Below are 25,714 nucleotides of genomic sequence, written 5' to 3'. Positions count from 1 at the left end.
TTGATGGACGCATGCAGTAAAGTCGCCCTCTACGCCAGTTACCAAACCGGGGAAGACCTCCCCGGCTATGTCCGCTTTGCGCTCAAGCATCTCGCGGAGACCGACTTCAAGGTCGTTCTCCTCACAAATCGCCGAACGCTTTCAAGCGACACCTACGATTTTTTGAAGGAAAACCACATCGAGCTTTTCCTCACTGAAAATCGCGGATTTGACTTTGGCATGTGGCGACGTTATCTGCAATTGCAAGCAAACCGCACAGACGCAGCCGGCAACTACGTTCCCGGCGTCATCACGCGCGACGTGGAACGTTTGCTGCTCATCAACGATTCCATCGTCTATTACAAGAACAAGTTCAAGGAATTCTTTGAACGCGCCGAAAACAGCAATGCCGATGTCGTCTCGCTCACGAGCAATGACGAGTTTGCGCCGCATCTTCAATCGTTCTTCTTGTACATGAAGCCCGCCGCACTCGGCGTGTTCTTCTTGCACATTTTCGAGACTCCCGAACAGACCGAATTCTACGATGTCACGCGAAAGCTCGAAGTCGGCTTGAGCGAAAAATTCACCGAAGCTGAAGTCGTCATGGAATCGCTCTACCACACGGAGCGCCCCGTTTTCTTCGCCTACGACGAACTCATTGCTCAAGGGGCTGGATTCGTGAAGCGCAAGCTTCTGGAACGCCGTTTCAACTACGAAGAGAAAAAGCACTTCGTACGCCATCACGCCTACGACGCGCTCAACAAGGACTACACCGCCCTCATTCTGAATGCCGGGATAGACGCAGACTTTGACAAGAGCTGGCTCCCCCAGAGCAACGAAACCCGAACCGAGCGTATCAAGGATTTCATCTGGGAAAAAGGCTTCCAGCTCGTCGGCTACCCTGCCAAACGCCTGATTGACAAGCTGAAAAAATAAAAAGCGGAAAAAGTTAAAAAATGTCAGTCTAGCGACACCTGATTTTTTTATCTTATGAAAGAGATAAAGGTACATTATGTGGCGTTGGGACCAGGGCAGACTAGAATACTTTCAATTTGATACATTACGGGAAATCGCAAAGGTTCTCGTAAAATTCGGCAATCGTGATTTAGGCCCCATTGAAGACAAGTTTAGACAAATTATAAAGGCCAATACCGGGAAGCCTTTTGCGCCCAGCAGAAAAGACTATCCTATCAAACGAAATTACAAGCGTGTTTTCCAGTGTACTTTTCTTGCAACATTCCCAGCCAAGGGTCGCAAAAAGAACACTCTTCTCATCACCGATTTCTGTAGGGATTTGGCATCCGATAACGGGCTGATCAAAAATGTAGATGACTATTTTTTGAGATACATTCCAAAATTCAGATTTCCGTTCCCTGCTTTTAAAGGCTATAATCCCAACGATACAATAATATATCCGTTTTGTGCCATTCTAAAATTTCTTATAGCACGGCAAGAACTTGGTCTTGAGTCAAAAATATCTCCTGACGATGTAGCCAGATATATTGTTGCAAATAAATGTACAGGTAAAGAAGATTTAGACTTTTACAAAAAACTCACTCCAAAAAAACGCGTCGAAGATCTTAGACAAGTTAGAGAAATGCTTAAATTTTTTTGTCAGCTAAGCATTCTAAAGTATTTTAACAATTATTTATATCTCGAACCATTACCCGAGTCCACCAAGAATAACCTGCTCCATACGGTATTGGTCCCCGAAAAACGAAGCCCTGCAAACGACGCGCTAGATGAGTTTATGCAAATGACTCGCTTGGACTCAAAATCTGTTACACCAGAAATTGAAGCATTTGCAGAAACGCCTTTGGACCTAGAATTCATCGAAGGAGATCGGAAGAAGGTCGAGCACTTCAGAATAGAAAGAAGCTCCTTGTTGCGGAAATATTATAGAGACAAAAACCCTGAAGCCAAATGCAAATTATGTCAAAGAGACATGAAAGGGGTTTATCCGTGGACAGACTACATGCTAGAGATTCATCATTTGCTACCTTTGGCATCTACGATAAAAATTTCAACTAGCGGAACATCCCTAGACGATGTCGTAGGATTGTGTCCATCCTGCCATAAGGCCATTCATATCTATTACCGGAACTGGTTAAAAGAACATAACAAATCTGATTTCAGTACAAAAGAAGAAGCTAAAGAAATATTTTCATCTGCATTATCCGCAATAAAGAACGCATGAAAAAGAAACTAACGATTGATAAACAAGAAAATCTTCTAAACAAATCTATCGAGCAACATCTCGATTTTTCTGAGTTGCTAAATGATCAGGAACTTACTTATGATGATTTGTCTTACAAGCAAGACGACAATATCCCCAAAGAATGTTTAGAGAAAATAGAATGTCTGGATGACATTCCCAAAGCGCAGGACAATATACCTGCGGTCAGTTTCTTTTCTGGAGCGGGCGGCTTAGATATCGGTTTTAGCTACGCAGGAATACAGACGAAAATTTCCATTGAATTCAACGAAACATTTTGCAATACCCTGAGAAAAAACGACCCTTCAAAAATTGTGATCGGTCCGCCCAATTACAGCGGCGATATCAGCAAAAGAGAAGAACTGGCAAAGATTCTTGCTGAAAATGGCGTAAACGAAAATTTCGAGGGCGTTTTTCACGGAGGGCCTCCATGCCAGTCGTTTAGCATTGCCGCAAACCAAAGGTTCAACAAAAACGGTGAAAATTTCAAGAGAAAAGGCTTTGAAGACGAAGAAAAGGGAATGCTGATTTTTGATTATATCTGGTTCATCAAAAAATTCAAGCCCAAAGCTTTTTTGATCGAAAATGTGGAAGGTATTTTGGAATGCGATTCTACAGGCAAAATAAAAAAGGCGCTGGACGATTTAAAAAAGCTCGGATATAAAATAGCAGGCCCCCGGATCTTTGACGCCTCGTATTACGGAGTTCCCCAAAAAAGAAAACGATTTATCGTGATTGGTTCACGTACAGAAAACGCAGTTATCCTCCCCGAGCCGGCAGAAAAGCAGACGCCTTGCGGCCCGGTCTTTATGCGCGATTTGAAATCGGCAACAAGCCATATCACAAGAGAGCACACCGCAGAATCCATCAAGCGATATATGCTTCTGAGCTACGGCCAGCGAGATAAATTGGGACGTGTTGACAGGTTAGACCCAAGAGAGCCTTCTAAAACCGTAATTGCGGGCGGAACAAAAGGCGGCGGTCGTTCTCATTTGCACCCGTTCCATCCAAGGACTTTATCCGTAAGAGAATGTGCCCGTCTGCAAACATTCCCAGACAGCTATGAATTTACAGGAGCAAATGCTCGCCAATTTACCCAGGTAGGGAACGCTGTACCGCCTTTATTAGCATATAAATTAGCGTGTGCCATAAAAGCCGTTTTCCACCAAGAATAAAAACAGCTCATCAAAGCAGGTATGGAATGAAGAAATTTGGTTTAACAGCGATTGTTTTTGCTGCTCTTGGAGCTTCGTCATTGATGACGGGCTGCGGTTCTGACGGGAACCACGTTACCCCCCATGACGACTCCGACCCGAACCATCCTATTTCTCTTTTCGATACCTTGATGGTTCCGAGCGTAGCGAACTTGCCCGATTGCGACGAGAGCCGCGAAGGTCGTGCGTTCTTTGTACAGAGCGACAATTTGCCGCACCTTTGCGTGAAAGGCTCTTGGCGCAGTGCAGCAGACACTACAGATTTTAGCATCACATGCAGCGACGGGTTCCTGCATGCCGTTGACAAAGTTCCGTCACTGCCAAACGGTTCAATTGTCGGTAGTCCAGACACGGTCTTTATCGAAGGATTCGTTTCGCCAATCTCCGGCATTGCGCAAAAAGGTCCGTTCGTCTTTGGAACAAGCGTCACGGTCACCGAAGCAAGCAAGGAATTCAACAACGAGACTTACCAAAAAGCAGAGGGCTGCATTCTCACCAATGACGGGCGCTATACATTCAACGAAGTCCATTCGAATGCCAACTGCGTGAAAATCAGGGCGACTGGATTTTACCGCAATGAAGTGACAGGCAAAGTTTCCAGCAGCCCCATTACGCTTGCCGCAAAGACATGCTCGCCCGAACACGCGAACGTGAACATTCTCACGCATATCACCATCCCGCGCATCGAGCAGCTCACGATGAACCACATCGATTTTGCCGAAGCCAAGGCACAGGCGGAGCGCGAAGCGTTTGCCGCATTCGGCATCGACACCGTTCAACTTTATTCGCAGCCATACTTCACCGACGGGCGCACCGAAAGACCCGTCGCCGAAGATCTGGACATGTTCGGCAACAGCGAATACAGTGCAGCACTTCTAGCCATCTCCGCCATGATTCAAGGCGATCGCAGCGAGAATGACATGATGAACCTCGCAAACAATCTCGCCGAAGACCTCAAGGGCGATGGCATTTGGAACGACCCAAACTGGAAAATCAAAATCGCCGACTGGGTCGTCGGTCTCGACACGCTCTGGAAATACAACGACATCCGCAATAACGTTTCATCATGGGGCATGAACATCCCGAATTTCGAGCGCTACATGCGCGCGTTCATTCCCATCGCTTACGGATTCGGGCCATGCACTGACGCAAACGCAGGCCAGGTCACGTACGTCAATCAAGGCCAAAGTGCCCTTTTCGCAAACGATTACGAACACGCCGACCATTCCAGAGTCCGATTCATCTGCGATGCTAATACCAAGGAATGGCGCATTGCACAGCCCATCGAAAAAGACACGGCAGGGTTCGGCCCCGGCGAATACGACAAGGAAGTCCGTGAAGGTCGCGTGAACCACGACAGCTATTACATCTTCGAGACAGCCACAAACGCATGGCGCATCGCCACCCCGCAAGAAGCCGACGGATTTACGGACATTGCCGAAGTCTACGCAAGCCTCAAGCCAAGCGAAAAAGCAGTCTTCATCATCCGCCACAGCGAACGCACCGATGACACGGGGCCGAAGGGCCACTTGACCAGCAACGGAAAAACGTACGCCCGCGATCTGGGCAAGCGCCTTGCCGCCGTTGCCAAGGAAGATTTTTACTACGGCTATTCGGGCTACACGCGCACACAGGAAACCTGCGAAGAAATCGCCATCGGCAAGGGCCAAGCAGACTACACGCTCAATGTCCTCCCCTACATGGACGGAGCCTGGTATATCAAGGACGAGACTATCGCCGACAACTATATCAACGCAGAAGGCGGCTGGGTCGTATTTTCTAAGTACGGTTTTACAGGCGCCTACGAAGACGCTTTCTACGACTTGGAAACCCGCAGCGAAGAACTCCTCAAGAAAAACATTCTCGCAAGCCTCCCGGCCATGAAACGCATAAGCGTCATGTGCACACACGATTATCTGGTCGTGCCACTCCTCGCCTACACCACCAACGGACACGCAAACGTGCGCTACTACGAGAAATGGCGCTGGGTCAACTACCTTTCGGGCGTTGCGATGATCATCTCCGCTGACGGTTCCGTGCGTTACGTTCCTGTCAAGGGCCTTGAATCAGGAACGATGTAATTTATCTATTTCCCTATTAAATTACGACATTTCCGTCTAAAATGATACGAAAAGTTTACTTTTGTACAAAAACGTATATATATTAGACCTTACAAATGGACTTTAAGCTTTATCCAGAGGGGAGTTTTATGGATATCGAGAATATGTCGTCCTGCAACTTCAGGGATTCTAGCCTGTCGAAAAAAACGATAGGAATAACAGCTGTATTATGTTTATCTATGATGCTTGGAGGTTGCAGCGACGACAATTCTTCGAGCGGGCCTTCGTCTGAAGATTCCGCGATCCAGAAAATGTCCATCCGAGAAAAGGTCGGGCAGATGTTCTTTGTGCGGCCCGAAGCGCTGGACACGAGCATCCACTGGAACGAATACGCGGAACTTCCCGATTACAAGCTTCAAGAAGTCAACAAGACCATGCAAGCCGTCAACAAGGACTACCCTATCGGCGGCATGATCCTTTACGCGCACAACATTGTAGACGAAAAGCAGCTTGGGAAATTCATTGCCGAAATTAAGGAACTGAACGGTTCACCGCTCCTCGCGATTGACGAAGAAGGCGGTCGCGTGGCGCGCATTGCAAACAACGAAAATTTCAATGTGCCAAAATACGAGAGCATGGCTGCCATCGCAAAATCCGGCAATCCGGAAGACGCTTACGAAGCCGCGTTCACCATCGGGAGCTATGTCAAGAAATACGGATTCGACATTGACTATGCACCAGTTGCCGACGTGAACACGAATCCAGACAACATCGTGATTGGTCCGCGCGCATTTTCGGATGACCCGGAAACGGCTGCGAAATTTGTAGTAAGCTACCTGAACGGTCTAGAATCCGCAGGCGTCATCGGGACACTCAAGCACTTCCCGGGACATGGCGACGTGAGCACGGATACGCATTATGGCTACGCCTCGACAAACAAGACCTGGGACGAGATGCTCAAATGCGAAATGATCCCGTTCAAGGCAGGCATCAAAGCAGGCGCCCAGATGATTATGACCGCACACATTGCGGCCCCGAAAGTTTCTGGCAACGATTTGCCAGCAACGCTTTCTTCGGTGATCCTGCAAGACAAGCTCCGCGACGAACTCGGTTTTGACGGTGTTATCGTGACCGACGCGATGGACATGGGCGCCATCACCAAGCAGTTCAGCAATACCGAAGCTGCTATAAAGTCGATTCAGGCAGGCGTCGATGTGGTCCTTTGTTCGAGAGAATTTACACAGGTTTTTGACGCCGTTGTCAAAGCAGTCGAAAAAGGTGAAATCAAGGAATCGCGGATTGACGAAAGCGTCAAGCGAATCTTGAAGCTCAAGAAAAAGAAATAATAAACGATTCTTGAGAAATAATGGATCCCCTACGCAATGGTTATACGAGAAATTATGGTTTCCCTCCCTTCGGTCGAGAATGACAGGCTTCGAGGATGACTTCGCACAGTGGGAATGACATTCAATACAAAAAGAAGCCGTGGATGCGGCTTCTTTTTTGCTTTGACACATACGCGAAATGTCTATTAAGACAAATGCGCGGGAGTGCCCGCGCATTTTCAACTACTTCACGATTTCAGCGTCCTTGACGTTCTTGCCCTTGAGCTTGGAAGAAGCAGCGGGCTTGCCACCATTGACCGGCGGGAACTTGCTGTAGATGTACTTGTACTGAGCAATGCTCCAGATGTTACCGATAATCCAGTAGAGCACGAGACCAGACGGCATCACGGCGCTGAACAAGAGCATCATGGCAGGCATCATCCACACCATCATCTTCTGCTGTGCCGGGTCCATACCAGCGTTAGAACTCATCGTCACCTTGGTCTGGAAGTAGGTCGTTGCAACCATGAGCCACGGGAGGATGGCAAGGCCAGACGGCATGATGATAGGAATGCTGATTCCGCTCCAGACAACGTCACTGCGGCTGAGGTCAGAAATCCAGAGGAATGCCGGAGCGCCACGGAGTTCGATAGCACGGCCAAGCACAAAGAAGAGGCCCATGAAAATTGGCATCTGAATGAGCATCGGGAGGCAGCCACCCGTGCAGCTTGCAAGCGGGTTGATGTTGTTCTTGCTGTAGAGTTCCATCATAGCGGCCTGCTTCTTCTGCGGGTCGGTACGGTACTTCACGTTGATTTCATCGAGCTGCGGCTTGAGAGCGGCCATGCCACGCGTAGACTTGATCTGCTTCACGGTGAACGGAGTCGTGATACCGCGAACGATGAGCGTCACGAGGATAATGGCAATACCGTAATTCGGAATGACGCTGTAGAAGAGGTTCAAAAGCTTGAGGAGCATCTTGCAAATCCAGACGAACCAGACGTCAGCACCGCACCAGCTCCAGCCACTTACGATAATCTTTTCATAGTCCTTGTCGAGAGCAGAGAGTTCATCCCACTTGAGCGGGAGAATCATCAAGTCGTAGCTGAGGGACTGGGCGCCACGGAAATCGTCGGCAATTGTAAGCTTGTACGTACCCGGATCGACTTCGCTATCTTCGACCTTCATCGGCTTTGTCTTGAGCACAGCCGGAACAGCTTCGTCGAACTGGACCGTCATAGCGACGTACTTGCGGCGAAGACCTGCCCAGATGACCTTGCCTTCAGTTGCATTGAAAGAAGTCTGTTCACGAGGCATTTCGCGTTCCACAGAATAGCGGTCGTTAAAGACGACTTCGCTGAAGTAGTAGGTGCCACCACCGCCGATGCCCATGAAGCCCTTGGACTTCGGAATATCTTCAGTTTCCTTGAGGCCGCCCTTCCATGCGAGTTCATAGGCATTCGGCTGGAAGCCGACAAACTTGTTTTCCTGACGGACTGCCGGACCTTCCTTGGTGAAGCCGTAGGAACGGATGACCTGGTTGCCGTTTGCATCCTGGAACGCGAACTGGACCTTTGCACTGTCGGTCACGACAATCTTTGCAGGCGTGTTGCCGAGTTCGAACATCGCTTCGCTCAAGTCTGCGTTGTCGAGCTTCAAGTCAAAGGCACCGAGCGTCGTATCCTGGATGAGTTCCGGGAACTTGCCGGTAGAGTCCGGGAGAGCCTTCACGATGACGCTCTTGACCTTAGCACCCTTGTTAGTGAGGGTCATGATGAACTTGTCGGTTTCGACCGTCACGGAACGTTCTGCAATTTCAGCCTTCGGAGCGGTAGCAGCCTTTGCGGAATCCAATTCCGAATTCTGACTTCCTAATTCCGAATTGCCCAAAACCGGTGCAGCCTTGATTTCAGGCGTCTTGCTCGGGATCACGAGCGACTTTGCAGAATCCTGAGCGACCTGCTTTTCGGTTTTTGCCTTTGCCTGTGCGGCACGAGCTGCAGCCTGCGCCTCGGCATTTGCGTTATTGACAGCCATCCACCAAATCACGATAACCGCGATAAGGATGGAACCAATGAGTGTATTCTTGTTCATTTTTTATCCTTAGGGGGCGGAACCGGGTCATAGCCGCCCTTGCAGAAGGGGTTGCATCTTAAGACTCTAAAAACCGCAAGATAGAAACCTTTGATGGGCCCGTGGAGGCGTAAAGCTTCAATTGCGTAGTTTGAACACGTAGGTTGGAATCTACAGACCCCATGGAAAAAATAGGGGTGCACCAGTTGGTATAGACGGATGGGGGCAATTAAAGCCGCCACCAGAGCATTTTTAAGCTTCTGCCACATCCGGTTGCTTGTCCCATTCCATCTTGTGGAAAATTTTCTGGGCGGATTCGCGGAAACGTTCAGAAGACATTTCCTTGGAATTGTCACTCACGACAATCATCGCCCAGACGGGCTTTTTGATATTCGGGACAATACCATAAAATAGTGGACGTAGGATCCTACGGCACTTATTGCGATACACGGCATTTCCGTTCTTCTTCTTGGCTAAGAAGCAGAAACGACAAAAACCGTCCGGAGCTTCAATCCATCGCATGCTAAAAGCAGGCGCGCGGAGGAACTTTCCTTGGACGGCTACTTGCCGGTAAGCGGGCTGATTGGGCAGCCGATAAGAACGCAGAGTGGCTATAAGCCAGCCCCGACTTACTTCTTATAGATTTCGTCGCTGACGGTGAGGACCTTACGGCCCTTAGCACGGCGACGGCTCAAGACAGCACGACCCCAACGGTCTTCCATACGGGCCATAAAACCGTGCTTGTTAACGCGCTTACGATTGTGAGGCTGGAATGTTCTTTTCATGATAAAAACCTTTCTATGAAAACAGAATTTTTTGAGACTCAAATTTAGTAAAAAGTAGGTATTTATCAAGGGGTTACCAGCGCCGTAAAGGGTATTTTTTCACCCCTAACGAGACTCAAACAGAAAGCATTCAGTAAAAACACAATGTATTCACAAGATGTAAACAGATATTTTTAAGGGGTGGTTAGTGATCAATGGTCATTAGTCAGTAGCAGAACAACTAACAACTAGCAACTATTGACTAATAACTAACGACTAACAGCCAACAACACACAATTCCTTTTATATCTTTTAATTACATCATAGACAATAGCGTAAAAGCAGGATTTTATGGAACTTACTCCGCTTGATATCAGAAACCAGACTTTTCACAAGAAAACACTTAACGGATACGATCCAGAAGAAGTAAAGGCTTTTCTGGAGACCACGGCAACAGCGTTCGAAAACATGTTCCGCGACCGCACGAACTTGACCGAGCGTCTGAAAGTCGCCGAAGAACGCGTGAACTACTACCGCCAAATCGAAAAGACGATCCAGGACGCCGTTGTCACAATGCAGCGCACGATTAACGAAGTCAAGGCATCCGCAGAAAAAGAAGCCGAGATTATCGTCGCCGAGGCAAAGGCCCGCGCCATGCGTGAAGTCGAAAGCATCAAGCGCGAAAGTGAAAACCTGCGCACAGAAATCGAGCAGCTCCGCCAGCTCCGTACAAACTATTTCATCCGCTGCCGTGCGCTCATCCACAGCCAGGACGAGCTGCTTTCCGCCATGGAAAACGACCAGCAAAGAGATTTCGAGGCACCCGCCGCATCGCAAAACGACGGCATAGCCCTCACCTAGCGCATGTCATGAGAATAAACATCAAAGTACATGCACGCAGCAAACGTGAAAGCATAACGCAACAGCCCGACGGGAGCTTCAAAGTCGAAGTCAAGGCGCCGCCGGTCGATGGAGCCGCAAACGAAGCCATTTGCGAGCTCGTAGCAAAGCACTTCCACGTTCACAAGCGAGACGTTTCGGTTGTTATGGGATCAACAAATAACAAAAAAGTCATCGAAATATTGGGGATATAAGATGAAACGTCAGTTAAGAGCAACCATTCAGACAAAAATCCTTGGGCTTGCCATCGCCGGTTTAATAATATGTACGCTTGCTTTCGGAGGACTTTGTCTGCACACTACAGATAAAGTTGTTTACGAAGGCACAGAAAAAAACCTGCATAGTCTAACAAGCATTGAGACCATCAAGCTCAACAACAGACTAAAAAGCGTCGAGCAATACGTCAATACATTAAACATTGCCATCACCGGCATGCTAGACAGCATCGAGCAACTGACTGACGAAAAACTACTTGCTGATTTTACCGAAAAAAGCCGTGAGCTGATCCGCCTTACAATAGGGAACACCGAAAAAGCCGTATCCGCCTACTTGCGTTTCAACCCGAAGCTTGCGCCGCCGACTTCGGGCGTCTTCATGGCAATGACCGCAACAGACCATGAACTCAGATTTACAGAACCCACAGATTTCTCGAAATACAGTCCGGACGACGCCGAGCACGTCGGCTGGTACTACATGCCCATCAGGACCAAAAGGCCGATGTGGATGAAGCCTTACTTGAACAAGAACATCGGCATATACATGATTTCGTACGTCATACCGATTTTCAAGTTCGACAAGGAAATTGGCGTTGTCGGCGTGGATATCGACTTCGATTACCTGACTCGTGAAATTGCGGCCATCCGGATTTTCGACAACGATTATGCCTTTCTTGCAGACAGATTCGGCAACATCCTTTTCCACCCAAGCATTCCCAAAGGCCATCAGTTTACACCTCCCGACAACAGCCTTATCATCCATAACAGGCTTGCAAACGGAATGGACTTGACCTTCGTCATTCCCAAGACGTCTATTTCCGCAAACCGTGACAACCTCATCAAGAATCTCATCCTCATCACGATGCTGATTCTGGTCGCCTTCATTTTCGCATCGTCCATTTTCGCAAGTACGCTCACCAAATCGATCAAGCTTTTAACCGACTACGCCAACCGTCTCATCGACGGGAAAATGGGCATCAAATTAAACATCAAGCGAAACGACGAAATCGGAGATCTCGCAAAGAGCTTCGTCAATGCCAAAATACGCCTCGCCGAGACGATGGGAGAAATCAAGGGTCTCGCATTCAGAGACCCCATCACAAACGTGCGCAACAGGAATTCCCTTGACCACTACATCAACGAATTCAACATAAAAGTATCCTCTGGCGAAATCGGATCCTACGGAGTTCTCGTCACAAGCATCGACAATCTTTTCAAGATCAGGAACAAATTCGGCAATTCAAAAGCAATTACACTTTTGCAAACAGCAAGCAAGCTCATCTGCAACACCTTTGACCATAGCCCCGTATTCAGAGTCAATGACGATGAATTCGTCATCATCCTCATGAACAACGACTTAAACGATCACGAAAGCCTACAGAAAAAGCTAAAAGAAGGCGCACAGAAAACGGCCTCCGCAGAAAATCCGTGGGAACAGGTAATGTTATCTATAGGCACGTCCATTTGCAAAGACGCCCAAAGCTCTTCATTGTCCGAGCAGCTCGTCATTGCAGAGAACGACATGCTGAAAGATCGAAAAGAAATCGAGTAAAATATGAGACTTTCAATCCAGTCAAAAATTTTAATCCTTTCATTATCGAGTACGCTCATCGGCACTCTTTCTCTTGGAGTTCTCAGCACACTGTTCATCAGCAGAACTACCCAGCGGAACTCCATGCAATACATGAAGGACCAAGCCGATCATGAAGCCGCAAAGCTAAACCATTTATTCGAATCGCACGAAAAATACACAATGGCTGTAGCCGCCGGCATTTACTCTCAGATAAATGAAGATTCTACATTTTTGACGGATTCAAGTAGTTTTATCAAGAACAACGAAGGTATCAAAGAACGCCTCAGTTCAACCATCTACAACCTCACAGACACAAAAAGCGTCTATGTAATATTCAATCCTGAAATCACACGCGCAAACAAGGGCGTTCTACTCGTCAGAGATACTCCAGAAAGCATATTCAAGCAGCACACGATCACCAACGTCAAGCAATACAGCCCATCTGACATGGAACATGTCGGGTGGTACTACAGGCCCATCATGAGCGGGAACCCGGTCTGGTTGCCGCCTTACTACAACAAAAATTTCAATTCATACATCATTTCCTACGTCATTCCAATGTTTGTCGACAACAAGGAAATCGGCGTTGCAGGAGTCGATATTGACTTTGAACTTTTAACGAAGCAGCTTTCACAAGTACACTTCATGAGGAGCGGTTTTGCATTTCTGGAAGATTCCGAAGGCTTAGTCGTCTACCACCCGACACTCCCCAACGGTCTCACATTCAAGCCCGAAGATGACCAGGTCAAGATTTCCGTTCCACTAAACAACGGCATGACGCTCGTCACCGTAGCGCCCATTCTCGAGATTAACGCAGAAAGGAACAAGCATCTTAAACAAAGTATCATTTTCATTCTAATTTTACTGTCATTTACGACCGCCGTCACGATATTCTTTGCACGAAGCATCACAAAGCCGCTCAAGAAGCTCACCACGGAAGCAAAGAAAATGATCACTGGCGACATGAATGCGGAATTCAACATCAAGCAAAACGATGAAATTGGCGAACTCGCCAAAAGCTTTGCCGCTGCAAAATTCCACATCAGCCAGCACATGAAACAGATGCAGGGGCTTGCCTTCCAAGATTCGCTCACAGGCGTACGCAACAAGATGGCATACGACAACTACATCGAAGAACTTGAAAACCGCATTGAAAACGGCGAAGTAAAATCCTACGGCATCGCCATTCTTGACACGAACAACCTCAAGGAAATCAACGACACCTACGGCCACGAAAACGGGAACGCTTACCTCATAAATTCTTGCAAGCTGATTTGCCAGATTTTTGCGCACAGCCCCGTCTTTAGAATCGGCGGCGATGAATTTTTAGTCATCCTTCTTGACGAAGACTTGGACAACCATCACGATCTTTTAAAGCAGTTCAAGGAAAGCATGGACTTGACCAAGAAAGCCTCTTTCCCGTGGAAACAGATTTCGATTGCATGCGGGATCGGGATTGCCGCATACGCAAAAGCAACGACGATTGCAGACACGTTCAACAAGGCCGACAGCGACATGTACAAGAACAAGCGGGCGATCAAGATTGCAGAACACAGGCCGCTCAGCCGCGATGAACAAATGCACGAAGCAAGACATGCGGCAAACGAAGGGCATTCGGATAAAAGCGACGCTTAAACGAAATACGCGCGAAATGCCGACGAGACTCGCCGCAAGCGGGATTCGCCGCGAATCAAGTCCTGTTCTTGTATTCCTTAGGCGAGCAGCCGGTGTATTCCTTGAACGCCTGCGCAAACTTGCTGGAATTTGTATAGCCCACACGGCTTGCCACTTCCGCAACATTGAATTTTCCTTCCAGCAAGAGCTGGGTGGCTTTTTTCATGCGGTACGTCTTGAGGTACGAATATATGGAGTCGCCATACGCCAGCTTGAAATATTTCTTCATTTGCGTCGGACTCATCTCGATTTGCTTGGAGAGCTGTTCGAGCGTCAAATGCTCCTCGACATTTTCGCGGAGGATTTCTCGCAGGAGTTCCATTTTGTCTTTGTACACACTCGGAATCTGCGCCGCAGTTTCGTACTTGGCTTCGGAATCGAGACGGCTCAAGAAAAGAATCAGTTCGAGCACCTTGATTTTAAAATACGGCAAGCGGATGTTTTTGGGGAGCCTGTAAAGCTCCGAGAAAATGTGGCTCACGTGCTCGCTTGACGGGAGCTTCAACGGGAGCGTGAGCGGCTGGATTTTTTCAATAAGAGCTGCAAAATCCACACCGACCGCCTTGAACATGTTCATGAGTTCACACTGGCAGCGTTCCATCGAGAACACGACGGCAATGCCATGGTAGCAATGCACCGGGAACTTGAACGTCTTACTTGCAGGCATACTGTCTAGCAAGACAAGGCCGTTCTCTTCCATGGATTTTGGCATGGATTCTGAATTTAGCCATTCCGAACTGCCGTTATGGCAGTGGAGCACAATTAAGTTCTTGCCTTGGTTTTCGAAGTTGAAAGTAAATTCCTTCAAGTGAAAATTGCTGTAAAAAACTTGTAGACCAGGCAAAACGTTATACGTTAGAAGATGCCCCGTCCCGGTTTTATTTTGCAGCATATAATGGGAAAAGAAATCTGTATTCTGGATTTGAATCAGATTCTTATCGGGTACGGGCTTTATCATAATCCTCTCTCAAAAAAAAATTAGGCTTGACCAAGTATTTTAGTTAAAACCAATTTTATTAGTTTAAACTAACTTAGACCAGCCTAAAATTTAAGCAATTTTATCTAAAACGGCAAGAGACGCTATTAGAAGAAATACTTACCTTTTACCCATATTTGTGTGTTTTTATTGTAAGTTTTGAATGTTCCACGACGGCCACCAAGAATATCAGAACCCAATGAGACCGTAATTTGGTCATTCAGCAGGTAATCAGCGGCAGGACGAATGTAAAAACTCACATTATCGACATCATACATTCCATAGACCGAGAGCTTAAGCGTATTATTCAGCAGTTCCTTGGACACTCGAGCTGTAACCATGGACGTGTTCTGTTCCATGCCCAATTCCCTGCGATAATCCATAATAACTTTATGCATGTACTGCACCATGAATGTCCAGTTATCACCGGCATACCAGTCCAATCCAAGCAACGCGTTAAAAGTCTTACGCAATCGGTATCTACGGGAATCATTCAAAGCGATCGGTTCACCGAAATATCCGGCCATTTCACCACGAACGACGAATTCACCCACGGGTATCGAGAAATCGCCACCGAGAACGTACATCGGCTTATACAGCCCCTTGATCAAAACGGAACCCGCCTTCGGGTCGTATTCCGTAATCGTCACAGGGGACTTGTTGAACGTACGCAGCGCCGTAAGCGAGAAATCCAGATTTTCAAGGAAGAATCGCAAGCGTGTACCGACCTCGCTGTTTTTTATATGCTTTTCAGGAGTCCCGCTCAAGTCCATACTTGCATTGGGCGGCAAAGGCATCGTCCACGGATTATCCTCACCCGAAGGCATCACGAAATACTCCGGAACAGGCACAAAGACGAGTTCAGCGGAGAAGCTTTCGCCAGGATACTTGAGGTTGATCGCATTCACGGGCACACGAATATCGTCGTAATCGTTTGCCATGAATTCCGTGTAGTCCATGGGCGAGATCAAGTCCGTAATGCGCAGCCCATCGGCAACGCCCCACGTGATAATTTGACGGCCCGCCTTGACTTCAAGGTATTTGCCGGCGTAGTCAAGATACGCCTCGCGAAGGAACGCACCAGTCTGTTCGTCAATGATGCCATTATAAGCAAGATTTACGCTCGAAAAGAGTGAAGCCTCGCCGTAATTCGCCCGCATTTCAAGACGGAGACGCGTCCGTGAAGACATGATCTTGTACGGACTGCTGAGCTGGAGCGCATGGTACGTATCCACAAAGCCATTCAGCTGAAGCGAAAGTTCATCCTGCGCATAAGCAGATAAGGCAAATGCCGCGGACAACAGCGCGAAACTTAATTTTTTAAACATTTTAATCCTCCTTAAAGGGAGATGCCCGCGCAAGGCGGGCATGACAACGCGAGACAGTTCAAACGGATTTTTCCTGCTTACTGCCTACTGTCACTCCTTACTAATTACAACCCGCGTTCAAGCTTGTTCACAGAGAAAATCTTGGAATCGAGCTGGATGTTGTATTTCGGATCGAGGAAGAGGAGTTCCGTGGAGTGCCCGGTCTGGACATTCTTCATTTCCATCTTGCCGACCGTCCAGAAACCATCGACCTTCTTGATGTCCGAAGAGACCATCTGGCGGTGGAGCTTACCGAGCTTGTCATAGAATTCAACCTTTTCAACGACATCGCAATCCTTGCGGACCCAGACGAGCTTCTTGGAGAAGATTTCGCCATCCTTCTTGGGAGTCGATTCGACAACATAGTAGTCAAAGCCGTTGGCAGATTCTTCGCGCAAGAGCTTGTGCGTATCTTCATCGACATTGCGCTTGCCAATATCATCGTAGGTGAAGTCGGAACCCATGAAGTAATCGGTCTTGGAACTCTTTCCGCTGATGCGGCGAGTCTTCTTCAAAGCCGGCAGATAAAGCCACTTGTCATCTTCCTTGTTGACATCGTCGTAGTTCACGGTCAAGAATCCCGTGCCCTTCACGTCGTTGGGGTACAGGAAGAACATGATGGTCTTGGTATCTTCGCCGACATCCATTGCATAAGAAGTAATCTTGCGGACGCGGGTATTACCGCTCTTGTTCACGAGCTTCATTTCCATCGAAGAAGAACGCGTATCGCCATCCGGGCGGTTCTTGACCTTGATCATAATGTCACGGGCATTCGTCTGAGCCATGGACATTGTACTGAGAGCGACAACGAGCGTCGCAGCAATTTTTGAAATTTTCATAAGATCCTCCTATTTTCCGAAAATTTTAAACTTCTTGATTAAAAGCGGTGTCACGAACAGGTCGGCAAGCAATGCCGAGACAAGGCCCACAAACACCACAAAGCCAAAGTTGAACATCTGCGTGGCCTGCGAAGTCGTAAAGCCTGCAAATGTCGCCACCATGATAATCGTCGTCATCACAAGAGCAGGGCCTGCGGCGCGGAACACCTTGAGAATGGAATCGGTGTAATCCTTGCTGCGGTCAAATTCCACATGGCCATGGTTGATGAAGTGGATCGTATCGTCCACGGAAAGACCAATGATCATCGGGATAAGCGTTGCCGTCATCATGTCGAGCGGGATGTTGCTGAAGCCGAGATAGCCGCCCACGAAAATACCCGGAGCAATGTTCGGAATCATACCAATGAGGCCCGTGCGGACACTGCCAAAGACGATCATCAAGAGTACAGCCACAATCACGACAGAGATGAGGAAGGACGTCATCTGGCCCACTTCCAAATACTGCTGCATGGCGGTAAACTGCGGCAAGTTACCCACTGCCGTCACCTTCGCATCCGGATAAAGTTCATGAGCGAAATTCTGCAAGTCCTCGATTTCCTTCTGGAGTTCGTTGGAGTTGTAGCTAGAGATTTCAACCATCAAGCGGAGCTTCTTGTAATCGTAATCCATCCAGTAGCTCGCTTCGGAACCGCCAGCGTTTTCGTACAGGAGCAAGAGCTGAGCCACCTGTTCTTCTGTTTCCGGGATAGCGTACATTTCCTGACGGTTTTCATTCAATGTGCGGTCCAAATCCTTCAAGATGTCGAGAATGGAAGTGGAGCGCTTTGTCAGCGGATACTTCTGAGCATGATCCTGCAACTGATCCAACTTCTTGAGATTTTCGACTTCCTTGACCTTGTCGTTTGCACCAAAGTCAATCACCAAGTCATAAGAGTAGAAGCTACCGATTTCAGATTCGGCAACGTAGAGCATCTTGTTCACATATTCGACCTTGCGGCCCATCGTGCGTTCCACGTCAAAAGCGGGTTCCATCTTGGTGACGCCATAAATCGAAATTGCGGTAATCACAGCAAAGATGATTGCAATCGGCTTTCCGTGAGTAAGAACAAACTGGCCGAGATTATTGAGGATGAGGCCCATACGCGTATCACCCTTTTCGAGCACCTTGGCATTCGGTTCTTTGTCCTTGCCAAAGCTCAGGAGAATCGGCGAAACTGTAAGAGCCACAAGGAGAATGAAGCCAACAGCGATAGAAGAAAGAATGCCCACGGAGCGGATAGGCTTAAGCATAACCGACAGGAACGACAGAAGTGCCACAATCGTTGTGAGTCCCGAGAACAGCACTGACCAGCCGGTTTCTTTCATGGCATAGAGCACAGATTCCTTGCGCTTGCCCGTGAGCATCATATTCTTGCGGAAGAAAGAATGGATGTGAATGTTATACGCAATGGAGACGGCAAACGCCAAGATGACAGGCACCATGATGTTGGTCGCATCCATGTAAAGTCCAAGATAGCCCACCAAGCCAAAAGTCATGATAACGCCCGCGAACGTGGTAATCAACGGAGAAACGATTCCGCGAAGCGAACGCGTCACGAGGAACATCACGATGATGGAGCAAAGAATCGTAATGAGGAAAATGCGGCTCATTTCTTCGCCAATGTACTTGAGTTTCTGATGGCTCAAGTAAGGCATACCCGTTGCAAGAGGGTGCAGCGGAGCGTACTTTTCCTTGGCGATAATTTCAGAAGTTTCGCGGCCCGTCTTCATGTCGGGAGCTTCGGCCTTTTTGCCTTCAGCCTCGCCTTCGGCCTTCCAGACGGAATCTTCCGGGAACGGACGGAGCTTAATGTTAATGAAGGCCTGCTTGCGGTCCTTAGAGACGAGCTTTTTAGCAAGTTCCGGCTTTGCGGCGAGGCGCTTTTCAATTTCGGCAAGGCCCGCTGCATCTGTCGGGATTTCTTCCGGCACGATTTGCACGATTTCCATGCCTTCGTCCGTGCCGAGCATGTATTCCAGATCGACAATCGATGTGGCCTTACCGTCAGAATACGAGAGGCTATCGCGCAATTCGTTCGAAAGTTCGCGCAAGAGCTTCAGGTTTTCCGGCGTCAAAACGGACTGTTCCGTTTCAACCATCACGCCCACGAAATAGTCATTGCCGAAAGTTTCCTTGAACTTGTCTGTTTCAACAAGCATCGGGTCGCCTTCGATAAAGTAGCTATCCCATGAGGCTTCGACGTAAATCTTTTTCATGCCTACGATTGAAATCGCAAGCAACGCAATAAATGAAACTAGAAGCAAGGCCCTATGCGAAATCAGGAACCTTGCGAAGTTTTCAAATTTTTCATTCACCTTTTCGATGTTTATTCGAATCCGTGACATCTTCTCACTCCTTTTTTAATTCATTGACGAATTGTATGTTGTAAATCTTTTCCATCTGGAGAACATCCAAGACTTCTGCGACTTTTTCGTAAGGAGTCTTCTTGTCGATTTTCAAGGCCACCGGCGCTTTCTTGTTCTGCACGGCAGCGCTCTTGTTCTTCAAAATTTCAACTGTCGCCAATTCACCGTTGATGGCGATTTCCGTTTCGGAAAGTTCTATAAAGAATCCTTCAGAAACTTCCTGCTTGACTTCGCTCGAAGTCTCGGGCAATAAAAGCTTGAGGACAGATTTATCCTGCTTAAAGACTGAAGTCACCAAGAAGAAGACGAGCAGCAAAAATACGCAGTCAATAAGCGGCGTCATGTCCAGCGATATGCGACGACGTCTTTTAGCCATTGCGAGACTCCGTTCTTCTAGCGTCACGTTCCTGCAAAGTCTTGCCCAAGTGCAAAAGCACCTGATTTTCGACTTCGTCCTGTTCCTGCTCCATGCGGGCGTTCAGGTAGTTGAACGCAATCACGTGCGGGATAGCGACCACAAGCCCAAGGACCGTTGTCACGAGAGCAAACTTAATGCCCGTCGCAAAAGCGGATGGATCATCAAGGCCCGAGGCCGCTATCACCGTGAAAGCGTTGAAAATGCCCACCACCGTACCAAGGAGGCCAAGCATTGGAGAAATAGATGCAATGTTTTCGACCGTCGTAAGGCCCTTCGTGAGCGGAGAGAACGCAAGGCCAATTTCGGTGCGGATACTTTCCGTAATGATATGGTGGTCGGTATTGCATGTCACCACACGATGGATAACTTTGTCCGTCAAGCGAGGCTGAACAGTCTTGTTAAAGACAATTAGCGAAATCACCTTCCAGATAATGATAGCGTAACCGATAAAGTTCAGCGCAACCAGGATGTAGCCGATGTAACCGCCCTGTTTGACAAAGTCGAGAATGAAGTTCATTACGATCTCCCTGCATTAAGTTTGTACTGGATCGGGATTTCTATCCGCCAGCGTTCTTTTTCTAAAAGTTTTGGAATAGGTTGAAACTTTTCCATTTTCGCCACAGCATCTAAGGCGCTGTTGTCCAAGGAAGAATAGCGGCTCGATTCCGAGACCTCAATCTGTTCAATCTTACCATCAGCGAGGATGGTAAAGCGCACACGCACCGTGCCTTCCTGCTTTAGGCGCTTGGCCGTTGCAGGGTAATCCTTGATCTGTTCCAGTTGCTTTTTGAGCGAGCGCAAGTAGGTGCGGGTCACCATTTTCACGGAATCTGCCGAAGGCTTGGGCGGTTCCTTGACCACAGGGGGCGCAGGAGGCGCTTCGACAACAGGTTCTGCAACAGCGACCGGGGCAGTTTCTGCAACTGGTTCCGGGATTGGCTCTGGTTCAGGAGGCTGTTCTTCGACCGGTTTTTCGACCACCTTCGGGATGATCTTGGCGCGAACAATCTTTTTTACGACCTGAGGCGCTTCAGGAGGCGGAGGAGGCGCTATATAGACCTTTTCCGCATGCATGACGGGAGAATCCGGGCGTTGTGTCGAGATTTCTTCTTTTTTGAAATAAGGGTTTAAAAGCGTGGCGATATGGATAAGGATTGCAACGGCAAGCCCTATATAGAACGCCTTGTTGAAAGACAAAGCAGAATAAATTCGTTTCTGAGTCATTTAAACCACACTAATGGACGGACAAAAATAAATTAGAACCCCCTCCACATTCTACTCTAAACGGATTAAAAAAGCTCCAATTAGACTAGGGTAACATTTTTAACAGAAATGGCGTTTTAAGTCGAATTTCGCCAATAATCCAAAGAGTTTTGCTTAAATCCAATCCGTCTTAAATCAAGGAAATTTTCTCTAAAACAATGTTCTTTGTTCTAAATTTTGTTAGCCTAAACTATCTTTTCAGGAATTTCACCAACATGGTTAAGGATAAAGAACAAAATAATTCATTTACTTTATTATGGCAATTTGCCGGAAATAAAAAATTTCAACTCTTCAGAGCATCCTTTTACGCCGTCTTAGGCGTACTCTGCGGTATCGTTCCATATTTTTGCGCAGCGAAGCTGCTTTCAGCCTTTTATTACAAGACGGCAACAAGCAATGATGTATTGATTTACAGTTTTATCGCCATTGTCGCTTATGCAATAAAGGTTTTCTTGACAACGCTTTCGACGATGACCTCGCATGAAGCCGCATTTTCCATTTTAAAAGCATTACGTACAAAGATTACAGAAAAAATGGAACGCATTCCGATGGGTGTCATGCTCGACAAAGCGTCCGGCTCTTACAAGATGCTCGTCGTCGATACGGTAGAACGCATCGAAAAACCTTTTGCTCACATGGTGCCAGAAATGACCGCAAACATCGTGACTCCTTTGACAATTATAATCGTGTTGTTTGTCATGGATTGGCGTATGGCTCTCGGCGCTATCGCAACCATTCCTTTGGGATTTCTGGTCACCATGGGGCAATTAATCGGCTATAAGGAAAAATCCGCTCGCTACTTCAAGGCGAACGCCGACATGAACGATGCCATCGTGGAATACGTAAACGGCATCGAAGTCATCAAGGCTTTCAACCAGAGCGCTTCTTCTTTTGGCAAGTTTACGAACGCCTGCAAGTACTATCGCGATACGACGCTCGAATGGTGGCGCAGCTGCTGGCTATTCTCCGCAGCAGGCTTGAACACGCTTTCTGCCACATTGCTCGTGACGCTCCCTCTTGGCACTTACTTGTTCATGAACGGGAAAATCGAATTTGCAACATTCTTGACATGCGCCGTGCTCAGCATGGGCATTTCCGGGCCGATTCTTGCATCGATGAACTACGCCGAAATGTTCGCTTCTGTGTTCCAGGCATTTAAGCAGGTCAGTGAATTCTTGAACGAAAAGGATCAAATCCGTCCGAGCGAAAACGTAAAGTTCAACGGTTCTTCTTTTGAATTCAAGAACGTAACATTTGGCTATAAAGAAAAGAATGTCTTGAACAAGATATCGTTCAAGACCGCAGAAAAAGGCGTCACCGCAATCGTCGGACATTCTGGCAGCGGAAAATCCACCATCGCCAAGTTGATGGCCGGATTCTGGGATGTGGGTGAAGGCGACATATTGCTCGGTGGCGTCAGCTTGTCCAAAATTCCGTTCAAGCAGCAGATGCAAAAAATCAGCTATGTCGCACAGGACAATTACCTGTTCAATGTTTCCATCATGGAAAACATCCGCATGGGCCGCCCAGAAGCAACCGACGAAGAAGTCTACGAAGCCGCAAAGGCGGCCGGCTGCCACGAGTTCATCAGTGCGCTTGAAGACGGCTACAACACAAAGGCGGGTGACGCCGGCAACAGGCTCTCCGGAGGCGAACGCCAGCGCATCACGATTGCACGTGCAATTCTCAAAAACGCAGACGTCATCATCCTGGACGAAGCAACCGCTTACGCCGACCCCGAAAACGAAGCCGAAATCCAGAAGGCTCTTTCCAGGCTCATTCACGATAAGGTGCTTATCGTCATCGCCCACAGGCTTTCGACCATCAAGAACGCTGAAAAGATTCTGGTCATTGAAAAAGGCGAACTTGCCGATAGCGGCACACATGACGAACTGATGAAAAAATGCGATTTGTACAAATCCATGTGGGAACGCCACATTGCGGGTTCCGACAATAAGGAGGTGGCATAATGCTTAAAACTTTGAGAAGAATTATCAAGCTTTCCGGCAAATACAAGGGACGCGTTTACTGGGGACTTGTCTGTAGCATTCTGAATTCCGTATTCAACTGCTTCTCGGTATTTGCATTCCTTTGGGTGCTCGCGCACATCGACAATCTCTCGATGGAAATCATTTGGCAAACCGTTGAAATTTTAGCAGCAGGCCTCATCGGTAAAATCATCCTTAAGTTCTTGACAAACGTATTCATGACCGCCGCAGGGTACATCATCTTTACGGACAAGAGACTTGAACTTGGCGACAAGCTGAAGAACGCTCCGATGGGATACTTCTCGAAGGAATCGCTCGGTCGCATCAACAACACGATTACGACAAACATGGCGACTCTCGAAAACTTCACGATGATGGCCGTAGATAACGTTGTCGGCGGAATCCTGCAAGGTATCGGTGTTTCGATTTTCCTGATGATTTTCAACTGGAGAATTGGAGTGGTCGCTATTTCCGGAATTTTGCTTTCCACATTATTCTTATCGCTCATTCAAAAGAAATCTTCGGCATTATCCTTAAAGCGATATAATGCCGTAGAAAAAGTCACAAACAACGTCATTGAATACATCCGAGGCATTGCAGTCATCCGTTCTTTCGGGCGCGGCAACGCCGCCAAGCTCGACGAGACATTTGACGAATTTGAAAAGACGAGCATCAACATGGAAAAAGGGATTCTCGTTCCGCACGGATTGTTCAGAGGCACTCTTGAAATTTTCAGCGGAATTATTGTTCTTGTATCGGCATGGATGACATTGCAGGGAACAATGGACTTCAAGTACGGAATCATGTTCCTCATTTCATCATTTGTCGTCTACGGCCAAATGGAACTGCTCGCTAACGGAACATTCCTGATGGAACAGATAGAAACATCCATGGATCAGATGGACGAAACTTACAATGTACCAAGACTCACTGGAACCGAGCATGTTGGCGAAAAGAATACCGACATCGAAATCAAGGATGTAACTTTCGGTTACGATTCCCGCGTGATTCTCGACAAGGTCAGCGCCAAGATCCCGGCAAAGTCCAAATGCGCGATCGTCGGTTATTCCGGCAGCGGCAAGACCACTTTATGCAATCTGATTGTCCGTTTTTGGGATATAAAATCTGGATCAATCACATTCGGCGGCAAGGACATCAAGAATTACGCTCCGGATGAATTGCTATCGCACTTTTCGATGGTGTTCCAAAATGTTTTCCTGTTCAACGACACCGTCGAAAACAATATCCGCTTCGGGTGCCCAAGCGCTACGCACGAACAAATCGTAGAAGTTGCAAAGCGCGCCCGTTGCCACGAGTTCATAGAAGCGCTTCCTGACGGTTACAACACCATCATCGGCGAAAACGGCAGCAGCCTTTCCGGCGGCGAAAAGCAGCGCATCTCGATCGCTCGCGCCCTCCTGAAAGACGCCCCTGTCGTCATTCTCGACGAAGCGACATCTTCTGTGGACCCAGAAAACGAATCTGAATTGATGGGAGCTATCGGAGAACTCACCAAGGGGAAAACGGTTATCTCTATCGCCCATCGATTGAACACGGTAAAGAATGCAGACCAGATTCTCGTCATCGACCGCGGACACATCGTACAACGCGGAACGCACGAAGAACTCTGCAATGTAGAAGGCGTTTATAAGAAATTCTTGAATATCAGGGAAGCTTCGGCAGGCTGGAGCATTACCTAAACAAAGGATTGCAAAAATGGAAAAAACTCTCGAGGAACGCTGGTTCCCCTTCTCCACTTATGCCCTAAACGACACGGAACATAAAAAAATATTCTGTTTTCACCATGCAGGAGGTTCCGCAAGCGTATACCGCAAGTGGACTTTAGAAAAGAAAAACACGAATTTCATCTGCGTCGAGCTTCCCGGCAAGGGAACTCGCCGCCGCGAACCGTTTGTCGGCGACTTCAAGAAACTCCTTGATCCGCTTTGTGAATGCATCATCAAGGTCACACAAGGAAAACCGTTTATCCTGTTCGGACACAGCATGGGTGCCGCCATGGCATTCTATGTCGCAGAGCACTTGCAAAGCAAATACGGCATTCGCCCGGAAAAGCTTATCGCCGCAGGCCGCCAGGCCCCACAGGATGAAGATCCGGGAGAATTCAAGACTTACATGGGTGACGATGCGCTTATCCGAGAACTCAAAAAGTACAACGCCACGCCCAAGGAAATTCTTGAAAACGAGGAACTGCTCCACTTTGTGCTCCCGGAAGTCCGCAAGGACTACACGCTCAACGAAAGCCTGATTTACAACGGCGAACGCATTGACGCCCCGATTTACATCAATTGCGGTTCAAGAGACATTGGCGCCACGTCAACAATCATGCAGCGTTGGCAAACCGTCACAACAAAAGAATTCAAGGAAAAGGAATTCGAAGGAGACCATTTCTTCGTCCTGAATTCAGAAAAATATCCAGAATATCTCGCTACAGCAGGTTAAAAATT

At 47.9% G+C, this 25,714-nt stretch carries 23 protein-coding genes; 12 read left to right on the top strand and 11 right to left on the bottom strand.

Annotated elements, in window-relative coordinates:
* Positions 1-3: 3 nt before the first annotated feature.
* The 5 genes from ACJMM9_RS15270 to ACJMM9_RS15250 all read left to right on the top strand — a co-directional run bounded on the left by ACJMM9_RS15270 (position 4) and on the right by ACJMM9_RS15250 (position 6,814).
* Complete coding sequence (locus ACJMM9_RS15270; RefSeq protein ID WP_405328820.1) at positions 4-915, top strand: hypothetical protein; 912 nt, start codon at positions 4-6, stop codon at positions 913-915.
* A 76-nt stretch (positions 916-991) separates the two neighbouring features.
* Positions 992-2,176: an HNH endonuclease gene (locus ACJMM9_RS15265; RefSeq protein ID WP_405328817.1), complete on the top strand. Its 1,185-nt coding sequence runs from the start codon at positions 992-994 to the stop codon at positions 2,174-2,176.
* Positions 2,173-3,369, top strand: a complete 1,197-nt coding sequence (locus ACJMM9_RS15260; RefSeq protein WP_405328814.1) for a DNA cytosine methyltransferase — start codon at positions 2,173-2,175, stop codon at positions 3,367-3,369. The genes ACJMM9_RS15265 and ACJMM9_RS15260 overlap by 4 nt, the downstream gene beginning before the upstream one ends.
* Before the next feature lie 26 nt (positions 3,370-3,395).
* Positions 3,396-5,489 (top strand): phosphoglycerate mutase family protein, encoded by a 2,094-nt coding sequence (locus ACJMM9_RS15255; protein ID WP_405328811.1) that lies wholly within the window; start codon positions 3,396-3,398, stop codon positions 5,487-5,489.
* A gap of 128 nt (positions 5,490-5,617) precedes the next feature.
* Positions 5,618-6,814, top strand: a complete 1,197-nt coding sequence (locus tag ACJMM9_RS15250; protein ID WP_405328808.1) for a glycoside hydrolase family 3 protein — start codon at positions 5,618-5,620, stop codon at positions 6,812-6,814.
* Positions 6,815-7,036: 222 nt separating this feature from the next.
* Here ACJMM9_RS15250 and ACJMM9_RS15245 read toward each other — a convergent pair whose 3' ends face one another.
* The 4 genes from ACJMM9_RS15245 to rpmH are packed head-to-tail and all read right to left on the bottom strand — an operon-like array spanning position 7,037 to position 9,651.
* On the bottom strand, positions 7,037-8,887 hold the full coding sequence (locus ACJMM9_RS15245) for a YidC/Oxa1 family insertase periplasmic-domain containing protein (protein WP_405328805.1): 1,851 nt from the start codon (positions 8,885-8,887) through the stop codon (positions 7,037-7,039).
* Positions 8,884-9,135 carry a membrane protein insertion efficiency factor YidD gene (yidD, locus tag ACJMM9_RS15240; RefSeq protein WP_088630449.1) on the bottom strand — a complete coding sequence of 84 codons (252 nt, stop codon included), beginning with the start codon at positions 9,133-9,135 and terminating at the stop codon, positions 8,884-8,886. Before yidD ends, ACJMM9_RS15245 begins: the two co-directional genes overlap by 4 nt.
* Positions 9,119-9,457 carry a ribonuclease P protein component gene (locus ACJMM9_RS15235; protein WP_405328876.1) on the bottom strand — a complete coding sequence of 113 codons (339 nt, stop codon included), beginning with the start codon at positions 9,455-9,457 and terminating at the stop codon, positions 9,119-9,121. Before ACJMM9_RS15235 ends, yidD begins: the two co-directional genes overlap by 17 nt.
* A 38-nt stretch (positions 9,458-9,495) precedes the next feature.
* Positions 9,496-9,651 (bottom strand): 50S ribosomal protein L34, encoded by a 156-nt coding sequence (gene rpmH, locus ACJMM9_RS15230; RefSeq protein ID WP_014546417.1) that lies wholly within the window; start codon positions 9,649-9,651, stop codon positions 9,496-9,498.
* 330 nt (positions 9,652-9,981) lie between these two features.
* On the opposite strand from rpmH, the gene ACJMM9_RS15225 reads away from it, so the two are divergent.
* From ACJMM9_RS15225 to ACJMM9_RS15210, 4 genes are read left to right on the top strand one after another with little or no spacing between them, the layout of a single operon-like run.
* Positions 9,982-10,491 carry a DivIVA domain-containing protein gene (locus tag ACJMM9_RS15225; RefSeq protein WP_405328801.1) on the top strand — a complete coding sequence of 170 codons (510 nt, stop codon included), beginning with the start codon at positions 9,982-9,984 and terminating at the stop codon, positions 10,489-10,491.
* Positions 10,492-10,499: 8 nt separating this feature from the next.
* Positions 10,500-10,724, top strand: a complete 225-nt coding sequence (locus ACJMM9_RS15220; RefSeq protein WP_088640583.1) for a DUF167 domain-containing protein — start codon at positions 10,500-10,502, stop codon at positions 10,722-10,724.
* A gap of 1 nt (position 10,725) precedes the next feature.
* Positions 10,726-12,297, top strand: coding sequence for a diguanylate cyclase domain-containing protein (locus tag ACJMM9_RS15215; protein ID WP_405328798.1), 1,572 nt, complete (start codon positions 10,726-10,728; stop codon positions 12,295-12,297).
* Positions 12,298-12,300: 3 nt separating this feature from the next.
* On the top strand, positions 12,301-13,953 hold the full coding sequence (locus ACJMM9_RS15210; protein ID WP_405328796.1) for a diguanylate cyclase domain-containing protein: 1,653 nt from the start codon (positions 12,301-12,303) through the stop codon (positions 13,951-13,953).
* Positions 13,954-14,008: 55 nt separating this feature from the next.
* Here the strand turns inward: ACJMM9_RS15210 and ACJMM9_RS15205 are convergent, their stop codons facing one another.
* The 7 genes from ACJMM9_RS15205 to ACJMM9_RS15175 form a co-directional block, all read right to left on the bottom strand.
* Positions 14,009-14,800: a helix-turn-helix domain-containing protein gene (locus ACJMM9_RS15205; protein ID WP_405328794.1), complete on the bottom strand. Its 792-nt coding sequence runs from the start codon at positions 14,798-14,800 to the stop codon at positions 14,009-14,011.
* A gap of 275 nt (positions 14,801-15,075) precedes the next feature.
* Positions 15,076-16,296 carry a DUF1302 family protein gene (locus tag ACJMM9_RS15200; protein ID WP_405328791.1) on the bottom strand — a complete coding sequence of 407 codons (1,221 nt, stop codon included), beginning with the start codon at positions 16,294-16,296 and terminating at the stop codon, positions 15,076-15,078.
* 104 nt (positions 16,297-16,400) lie between these two features.
* Positions 16,401-17,174, bottom strand: coding sequence for an outer membrane lipoprotein-sorting protein (locus ACJMM9_RS15195; RefSeq protein ID WP_405328789.1), 774 nt, complete (start codon positions 17,172-17,174; stop codon positions 16,401-16,403).
* Between the two features lie 9 nt (positions 17,175-17,183).
* Positions 17,184-19,559, bottom strand: a complete 2,376-nt coding sequence (locus tag ACJMM9_RS15190) for an RND family transporter (protein ID WP_405328787.1) — start codon at positions 19,557-19,559, stop codon at positions 17,184-17,186.
* Between the two features lie 4 nt (positions 19,560-19,563).
* A complete protein-coding gene (locus ACJMM9_RS15185) occupies positions 19,564-19,956 on the bottom strand; it encodes a biopolymer transporter ExbD (RefSeq protein WP_014546408.1) in 393 nt (130 codons plus the stop codon).
* Positions 19,949-20,515 carry a MotA/TolQ/ExbB proton channel family protein gene (locus tag ACJMM9_RS15180; protein ID WP_088640576.1) on the bottom strand — a complete coding sequence of 189 codons (567 nt, stop codon included), beginning with the start codon at positions 20,513-20,515 and terminating at the stop codon, positions 19,949-19,951. The genes ACJMM9_RS15185 and ACJMM9_RS15180 overlap by 8 nt, the downstream gene beginning before the upstream one ends.
* The gene (locus tag ACJMM9_RS15175) at positions 20,515-21,222 is read right to left on the bottom strand and encodes an energy transducer TonB (RefSeq protein WP_173467467.1); all 708 of its coding nucleotides are present in this window, start codon (positions 21,220-21,222) and stop codon (positions 20,515-20,517) included. Before ACJMM9_RS15175 ends, ACJMM9_RS15180 begins: the two co-directional genes overlap by 1 nt.
* Positions 21,223-21,476: 254 nt before the next feature.
* On the opposite strand from ACJMM9_RS15175, the gene ACJMM9_RS15170 reads away from it, so the two are divergent.
* From ACJMM9_RS15170 to ACJMM9_RS15160, 3 genes are read left to right on the top strand one after another with little or no spacing between them, the layout of a single operon-like run.
* Positions 21,477-23,231 (top strand): ABC transporter ATP-binding protein, encoded by a 1,755-nt coding sequence (locus ACJMM9_RS15170; RefSeq protein WP_405328784.1) that lies wholly within the window; start codon positions 21,477-21,479, stop codon positions 23,229-23,231.
* Positions 23,231-24,949 carry an ABC transporter ATP-binding protein gene (locus tag ACJMM9_RS15165; protein ID WP_405328782.1) on the top strand — a complete coding sequence of 573 codons (1,719 nt, stop codon included), beginning with the start codon at positions 23,231-23,233 and terminating at the stop codon, positions 24,947-24,949. Before ACJMM9_RS15170 ends, ACJMM9_RS15165 begins: the two co-directional genes overlap by 1 nt.
* A gap of 16 nt (positions 24,950-24,965) precedes the next feature.
* Entirely contained in the window at positions 24,966-25,709 is a 744-nt protein-coding gene (locus ACJMM9_RS15160) for a thioesterase II family protein (RefSeq protein WP_405328780.1), read from the top strand.
* The last annotated feature ends 5 nt before the right edge of the window (positions 25,710-25,714 follow it).

The sequence above is a fragment of the Fibrobacter sp. genome, from assembly GCF_045112255.1.
Lineage (GTDB): Bacteria > Fibrobacterota > Fibrobacteria > Fibrobacterales > Fibrobacteraceae > Fibrobacter.
This window is presented reverse-complemented; position numbering and strand designations above follow the sequence as displayed.